The sequence below is a fragment of the Mesorhizobium sp. M7A.F.Ca.CA.003.01.2.1 genome, from assembly GCF_003998945.1.
Taxonomy (GTDB): Bacteria; Pseudomonadota; Alphaproteobacteria; order Rhizobiales; family Rhizobiaceae; genus Mesorhizobium; species Mesorhizobium ciceri.
The window spans coordinates 1-5,862 of sequence record NZ_RZRA01000288.1; the positions used below are offsets into that span (position 1 = coordinate 1).

Sequence of the window (5,862 nt, forward strand, 5' to 3'; positions counted from 1 at the left end):
CCTTCCAGTCGACCGAGGTCGCTTTGGCCAGGATGGTGATGCCGCGCTCCTTTTCGAGGTCGTTGGAATCCATGGCGCGCTCGGCCACGCGCTGATTGTCTCGGAAGGAGCCGGACTGCTTCAAAAGCTGGTCGACCAGGGTGGTCTTTCCATGGTCGACGTGCGCGATGATCGCGATATTACGGATTTTCATGTTCTGGTCTCGGAAGCGTTGCAGGCAGCAGGCCAAAAGGCGCTGCCTCTTTCGGTTGCGCGGCTCATACAGGGTTTTTCGCAGTTGCGAAAGAGGAGGCGCGTCACCAAATACTCATCAAATCTTAAGCATCTGCGTGTGAGATGATTTTGTTAACCAAGGCGGGAACCCCTCGGGGCCCGGGCAGTTCGAACGTCATGACCGATAAACTCAACCGATTCTGGCCGCTCATCGCCTCTGTTGCCTTCGCCGTCCTGCTGGCGGCCAACGCCGCGCAGTCGGCCGCGACGACGAAGGAATCACGGCCTGCCTTGCCGTCAGAGGCACAGTCGGCCGAGCAGATTTTCGCCGACGCGCCCGACGGCGTCGACCCGGTGGTGACCGGCCCGGTCAGCGCCGCCTTCAAGCAGCGGCAGGACGCCGCCAACTGCGACAGCGCCGTCTGGCCGAATATCCCCATGGTCTGCTACCCGGACTAAGGCATCGCGCGCCCTAGACGCGCGCGACACCTTTCCATCAGCGCGCGCTTATGCCGACCGCACCGGGTCGAGCGTCACCTTGTAGAGTTCATTGTCGTCGCGATCCATCAGCCGCACCGTCATCTGCTCGCTGGCGCCTGAAATATCGACCAGCCCGAAGAATTGCAGACCTGCCGAGGGCGGCAGGTTCTGTCCCTGTTCGGCGGTCGGCGCCTTGATGAACTTCAGCTCCGGACCGAACGTCATGTCGAAATCGTTCGGCCCGAACGTTCCGGCATGGATCGGACCCGAAACGAATTCCCAGAACGGATTGAAATCCTGGAACTGCGCCTTGTCCGGGTTGTAATAATGCGCGGCCGTGTAATGCACGTCGGCGGTGAGCCAGACGGTGTTGCTGATGCCGGCATTCTTGATGAAGCGCAGCAGGTCGGCGATCTCGAGCTCACGCCCTTTTGGCAAGCCATTGTCGCCATTGCTGACTGCTTCGGCACCAACCTTCTTGGTGCCGTCGTCCCAGACGACGAGGCCGAGCGGCATGTCGGCGGCGATGATTTTCCAGGTCGCCTTCGAATTCGCCAGTTCGCGCTTCAGCCATTTCGTCTGCTGTTCGCCGAGCATGCGCGATTGCGGCGTCATCTCATCCTGCATGTCGGGACCATTGGGGCCGCGATAGGAGCGCATGTCGAGGAAGAACACGTCGAGCAGCGGCCCGTAGGCGATCTTGCGATAGACGCGGCCGGGCTCGGAAGGTTCGTAGCGGATCGTCGTCATCTCGTGGAAAGCCCGCGCCGCACGGGCCGCCAGCACGTGGATGGATTTTTCCGAATAGCGGCTGTCGGCGCTGAGATCCTTCGAATCCGACCAGTTGTTCAGGACTTCATGGTCGTCCCACTGGTAGAAAGTCGGGCAGATGGCGCTGAGGCCGAGCACGTTCCTGTCCATCATGTTGTACTTCCACTGGTCCCGGTATTCGTCCAGCGTCTCGGCAACCTTGCGTTTGCCGTCGATCAGCACGACGTTCTTCCACTTGCCGCCGCCGGGCAGGTCGACCTCGTCCTTCATGGCGCCGTCGGCATAGATGGTGTCGCCCGAATGCAGGAAGAAGTCGGGCGTGTGCTTGCCGATCGTGGCGTAGGTCTTCATGCCGGTCTCATCGATGCCCCAGCCCTGGCCGGCGGTGTCGCCCGACCAGGCAAAGCGGATGTCGCGCTTCGAGGCCGGCGCCGTCCTGAAGCGCCCGATGATCGGCTCGGAAACGGCGTTGATGTCGGCGAGATCGGCTGCCGTCATGCGATAGAAGATATCCTGGTCCGAAGCGAGGTCGGTGAGCAGCCGCTTGACGGTGTAGTCGCTGGCCGGCGACGTATCGAGCGGCGCCAGGCGTGTCGCAGTGGCGAAGTTCTCCGTCGACGACACTTCGAACATGACGCGCGACGGGCGATCGGTGCGCGTCCACACCATGCCGCTGGTTGCGTCGACATCGCCGGACTGGACGCCATGGGTGAAGGCCGGCCGCTGACTGGCGCGCGAATAGTAGGGCAGCACCAGGCTCGAGACGCCGGCCAGGCCAACGGCGCTGGCGGAGGTGACGAAAGCGCGGCGAGTCATCGAAAGCTTGTTCACGGCTGTCTCCTGGATGGCTTGAACGGTGCCACCAAAATCCAGCGTCAATGTTTCAGGGACATCTCGGGATCATGAAGTTTTTCTGACGATCAACAGGCGGGTGGGCGTTTGCGCGGACGGCGAAGCTGCCGATCTTCCTCCGTGTGGGGGAGATGGCAGCTTGGCCGGTAGCGTCTCTCCCTACGCCGCCTGCGGCTCCGGCTCGAATGCCGGCTTGCTGGTGTTGATCAGCAGCGAGATACAGGCAGCGGCTATTGCCGTCATGCCGGCGATCAGGAAGGCCAGTTCGTAATTGCCCTGCAACTCGCGCATGGTGCCACCGAAGGCGGCGGCGGTCGCCGCACCGATCTGGTGGCCGGCGACGATCCAGCCGAACACGATCGGCCCACTGCGATCGCCGAACGCCTCATTGGCGAGCCTCAGAGTCGGCGGCACGGTGGCGATCCAGTCGAGACCGTAGAGCACGGCGAAGATGATCAGGCTGGTCGCTGAGAAGCCGGAATAGGGCAGGTAGATCAGCGACAGGCCGCGGATGCCGTAATAGACGCCGAGCAGCTTGCGCGGGTCGAAACGGTCGGTGAGCCAGCCCGACAATGTCGTGCCGATCAGATCGAAAATGCCCATCATCGACAGCAGGCCGGCGGCCTGCACCTCGCCGATGCCCATGTCGCCGCAAAACGCGATCAGATGCGTGCCGACCAGCCCGTTGGTGGTGAAGCCGCAGACGAAGAAGGTGGCGAACAGATACCAGAACACCCGCGTGCCGGCGGCACGGCGCAGCGTCGAGAACGTATGCGCCAGAAAGTTGCCCTGTGACGCAGGCGGCGTCGGCGGCACATCGTCAGCCTCGGCGCCATAGCGCACCATGCCGATCGATGCCGGCCGCTCCGGCACCAGCAGCCAGACCAGCGGTATCAGGGCAGCGGTCGCGATCGCGACCGCAATGACAACCGGCTGCCAGCCGCCCGACTGTGCCAGAGCGGCGATCAGCGGCAGGAACACCAGCATGCCCGAGGCACTGGAGGCCGACATCAATCCCATGACAAGGCCGCGATTGGTCTTGAACCAGCGATTGACGATGGTCGCGCCGAGCACGCTGGCGACGGCACCGGAACCAATGCCCGAGAACACGCCCCAGGTGATGAACAGATGCCACGGCTTGGTCATCAGCAGGCTGAGCATGGTCGAGCCCGACATCACCACCAGCGAGGCGAGCAGCGTGCGGCGCAGCCCGATGCGCTCCATCAGGGCTGCGGCAAATGGCCCCGTCAAACCGTAAAGCAGAATGCCGACACCGGCGGCCAGGGAGATGACGTCGCGGCGCCAGCCGAAACTGTTCTCGAGTGGCAGCATCATGACCGAGGGTGCGGAGCGCAGGCCAGCCGCGACCAGCAGGCTGAGGAAGATGACGCCGACCACGACGAAAGCGTAGCGCTGGCCAAAGGGGCGAGATTGAGTTATCATGTTACTGACCGGTACGTTGCAGGGTGGGAACATGTATACGTACCGATCGGTAACATTGTCAATCGAGTCACACGATGCCAACCGACAAAAATATTGAACTGACCATCAGCGACGGTCATGCATCCGCTCCGCCGAAAGCCGCCAAGAAGATCCTCGATGTGGCCTATGACCTGTTCTACCGGCGCGGCATCAGGGCGATCGGCGTCGACGAGATCGTCAAGCGTGCCGGCGTCACCAAGCCCAGCCTCTACCGCAGCTTTCCGTCCAAGGACGAACTGGCCGCTTCCTATCTCAGGCAATATGACCGTGAATACTGGGAGCGCTTCGACGAGGCGGTCGCCGCTCATCCCGGCGACCCGCGCGCTCAGATCAAGGCTTTCCTGACCCGCATCGGCAAGCGCACGCAGGTGGCGGACTATCGCGGCTGCGGCATGACCAATGCGGCGGTCGAATATCCCGACCACAGCCACCCGGCTCGCGTGGTCAGCGAGGCCAACAAGCAGGAACTGCGCCGCCGCCTGCGCGCCATGGCGGCTGCGATGGGCGCGCAAGACCCAGACACGCTCGGCGACGGCCTGCTGCTGCTGATCGAGGGCGCCTATATCAGCGGCCAGTTGTTCGGCCTCGGCGGTCCGGCGCAAGCGGTTGCCCGCAATGCCGACCTGCTGATCGAAGCCAGCTTGAAGAAATAGCGTTTGGCGCTACGCTGCGGCGGCTTGCAACGGAGATTGACCGCCATGCGTGCCATTCTGATCCCGCTTGTCCTGGTCGGTCTCGGTCAGGCGGCGCAAGCCGACGGCATTTCCAGCGCCTACACCGATCTGGATTCGAAAACGGACTGCGTGACCTACGCGCAGGCAGAAGAAGGCGACGGCGACTGGGCCGAACTCGCCTGTTCAGGCTATCGCGGCTATCCCGTACTGATCGCCTATGACGACGCCCGTGAATCGCTGTTCTACGGTTTTCCGCCCGGCGGCGACATGACGACGGTCTGGGAAAGCTTTTCCGGCCTCAATTCGTCCGGAGCCAAAGTCGAATGGCGCATCGAAACCAAGGGCGACACGGCAGTGCCCTATGCCGTCATCCATCGCCGCTCGATCAGCAATCCCGAGGACGAGAAAAAGCCGACCGAGGTGCTGCTCGTCGCCAAGGTCGGCCAGATGGACGCCCGCGACGGCTGCACCGTCGGCCTGGTGCTGGCCACCGGCAATCCCGTCGCCAACGACCAGGCGCGCAAGCTTGCCGACGACAAGGCACGCACCTTCGCCTGCGGCAAGGACAGACACACCGTCATCGGCAAAGTGCCGGCCTTCGGCCGGGTCGACAACTGACCGGTCGGGCTACTTGCTCGCCTTGGCCCGCTCGATCGCGTCGACGATCATCTTCTTGGCGTATTTGGAATCGTGCCAGCCTTCGATCTTGACCCATTTGCCGGGCTCGAGATCCTTGTAGTGCTCGAAGAAGTGCTGCACCTGCTGGCGCGTAATGTCGGGCAGCTGAGTGTATTCGGTGACGTTCTCGTAACGCAGCGTCAGTTTTGGCGACGGCACGGCGATGATCTTCTCATCCTGGCCGGCATTGTCTTCCATGATCAGCACGCCGATCGGCCGCACGTTGATGACGCAGCCCGGCACCAGCGCGCGCGTGTTGCAGACCAGCACGTCGATCGGATCGCCGTCGCCCGACAGCGTGTGCGGCACGAAGCCGTAATTGCCGGGGTAGCGCATCGAGGTGTGCAGGAAGCGGTCGACGAACAGCGTGCCGGCCTCCTTGTCCATCTCGTACTTGATCGGCTCGCCGCCGATCGGCACCTCGATGATGACGTTGACGTCCTCAGGCGGATTCTTTCCGCTGGCTATGGCTTCAATGCGCATGGCTTAAATCCCTCTCTCGATGGACGATCGATAGCGGGCGGCGCGTCATGGTGCAATGCGGCGAATGGTGCTGGGTGCGAATGGAACGCCCAATTGCCGAAAGGCCGGGTTGTCATTCCCAGACGAAAGCGACCTTCTTCAGCGCCTTTTGCTCGAAGATCTCGACGCCCTCGGCGACATCGCGGCCACCGGCGCCGGCATAGAAGGCAAGCGCGTTCTGGTTGTCCTC

The 5,862-nt window shown here is 62.9% G+C and carries 7 protein-coding genes and 1 pseudogene; 3 read left to right on the top strand and 5 right to left on the bottom strand.

What is annotated here, in order from left to right:
* The coding region (locus EN969_RS13870) for a GTP-binding protein (protein WP_245467439.1) at nucleotides 1–193 on the bottom strand (193 nt) is incomplete at its 3' end.
* Nucleotides 194–390: 197 nt separating this feature from the next.
* On the opposite strand from EN969_RS13870, the gene EN969_RS13875 reads away from it, so the two are divergent.
* On the top strand, nucleotides 391–672 hold the full coding sequence (locus tag EN969_RS13875; RefSeq protein WP_224618852.1) for a hypothetical protein: 282 nt from the start codon (nucleotides 391–393) through the stop codon (nucleotides 670–672).
* A 48-nt stretch (nucleotides 673–720) separates the two neighbouring features.
* On the opposite strand, the gene EN969_RS13880 is transcribed toward EN969_RS13875, so the two are convergent.
* Both EN969_RS13880 and EN969_RS13885 read right to left on the bottom strand, forming a co-directional pair.
* Nucleotides 721–2,295 carry an alkaline phosphatase gene (locus EN969_RS13880; RefSeq protein ID WP_063170395.1) on the bottom strand — a complete coding sequence of 525 codons (1,575 nt, stop codon included), beginning with the start codon at nucleotides 2,293–2,295 and terminating at the stop codon, nucleotides 721–723.
* Nucleotides 2,296–2,475: 180 nt separating this feature from the next.
* Nucleotides 2,476–3,759, bottom strand: coding sequence for an MFS transporter (locus EN969_RS13885; RefSeq protein WP_063169470.1), 1,284 nt, complete (start codon nucleotides 3,757–3,759; stop codon nucleotides 2,476–2,478).
* A gap of 74 nt (nucleotides 3,760–3,833) precedes the next feature.
* On the opposite strand from EN969_RS13885, the gene EN969_RS13890 reads away from it, so the two are divergent.
* Both EN969_RS13890 and EN969_RS13895 read left to right on the top strand, forming a co-directional pair.
* Nucleotides 3,834–4,451: a TetR/AcrR family transcriptional regulator gene (locus tag EN969_RS13890; protein ID WP_013528999.1), complete on the top strand. Its 618-nt coding sequence runs from the start codon at nucleotides 3,834–3,836 to the stop codon at nucleotides 4,449–4,451.
* Between the two features lie 45 nt (nucleotides 4,452–4,496).
* On the top strand, nucleotides 4,497–5,090 hold the full coding sequence (locus tag EN969_RS13895) for a hypothetical protein (RefSeq protein ID WP_013528998.1): 594 nt from the start codon (nucleotides 4,497–4,499) through the stop codon (nucleotides 5,088–5,090).
* Between the two features lie 9 nt (nucleotides 5,091–5,099).
* On the opposite strand, the gene ppa is transcribed toward EN969_RS13895, so the two are convergent.
* Together ppa and EN969_RS36015 are read right to left on the bottom strand one after the other, a co-directional pair.
* A complete protein-coding gene (ppa, locus tag EN969_RS13900) occupies nucleotides 5,100–5,633 on the bottom strand; it encodes an inorganic diphosphatase (protein ID WP_013528997.1) in 534 nt (177 codons plus the stop codon).
* A 112-nt stretch (nucleotides 5,634–5,745) separates the two neighbouring features.
* Nucleotides 5,746–5,862 (bottom strand): annotated as a pseudogene (locus tag EN969_RS36015) (GNAT family N-acetyltransferase); the annotation flags it as partial.

What these genes read in the sequence shown, in the direction of transcription:
- EN969_RS13875 (WP_224618852.1), top strand. Translation starts at nt 391, where the DNA reads ATGACCGATAAACTCAACCGATTCTGGCCGCTCATCGCCTCTGTTGCC.
- EN969_RS13885 (WP_063169470.1), bottom strand. Translation starts at nt 3,759, where the DNA reads ATGATAACTCAATCTCGCCCCTTTGGCCAGCGCTACGCTTTCGTCGTG.
- EN969_RS13890 (WP_013528999.1), top strand. Translation starts at nt 3,834, where the DNA reads ATGCCAACCGACAAAAATATTGAACTGACCATCAGCGACGGTCATGCA.
- EN969_RS13895 (WP_013528998.1), top strand. Translation starts at nt 4,497, where the DNA reads ATGCGTGCCATTCTGATCCCGCTTGTCCTGGTCGGTCTCGGTCAGGCG.
- ppa (WP_013528997.1), bottom strand. Translation starts at nt 5,633, where the DNA reads ATGCGCATTGAAGCCATAGCCAGCGGAAAGAATCCGCCTGAGGACGTC.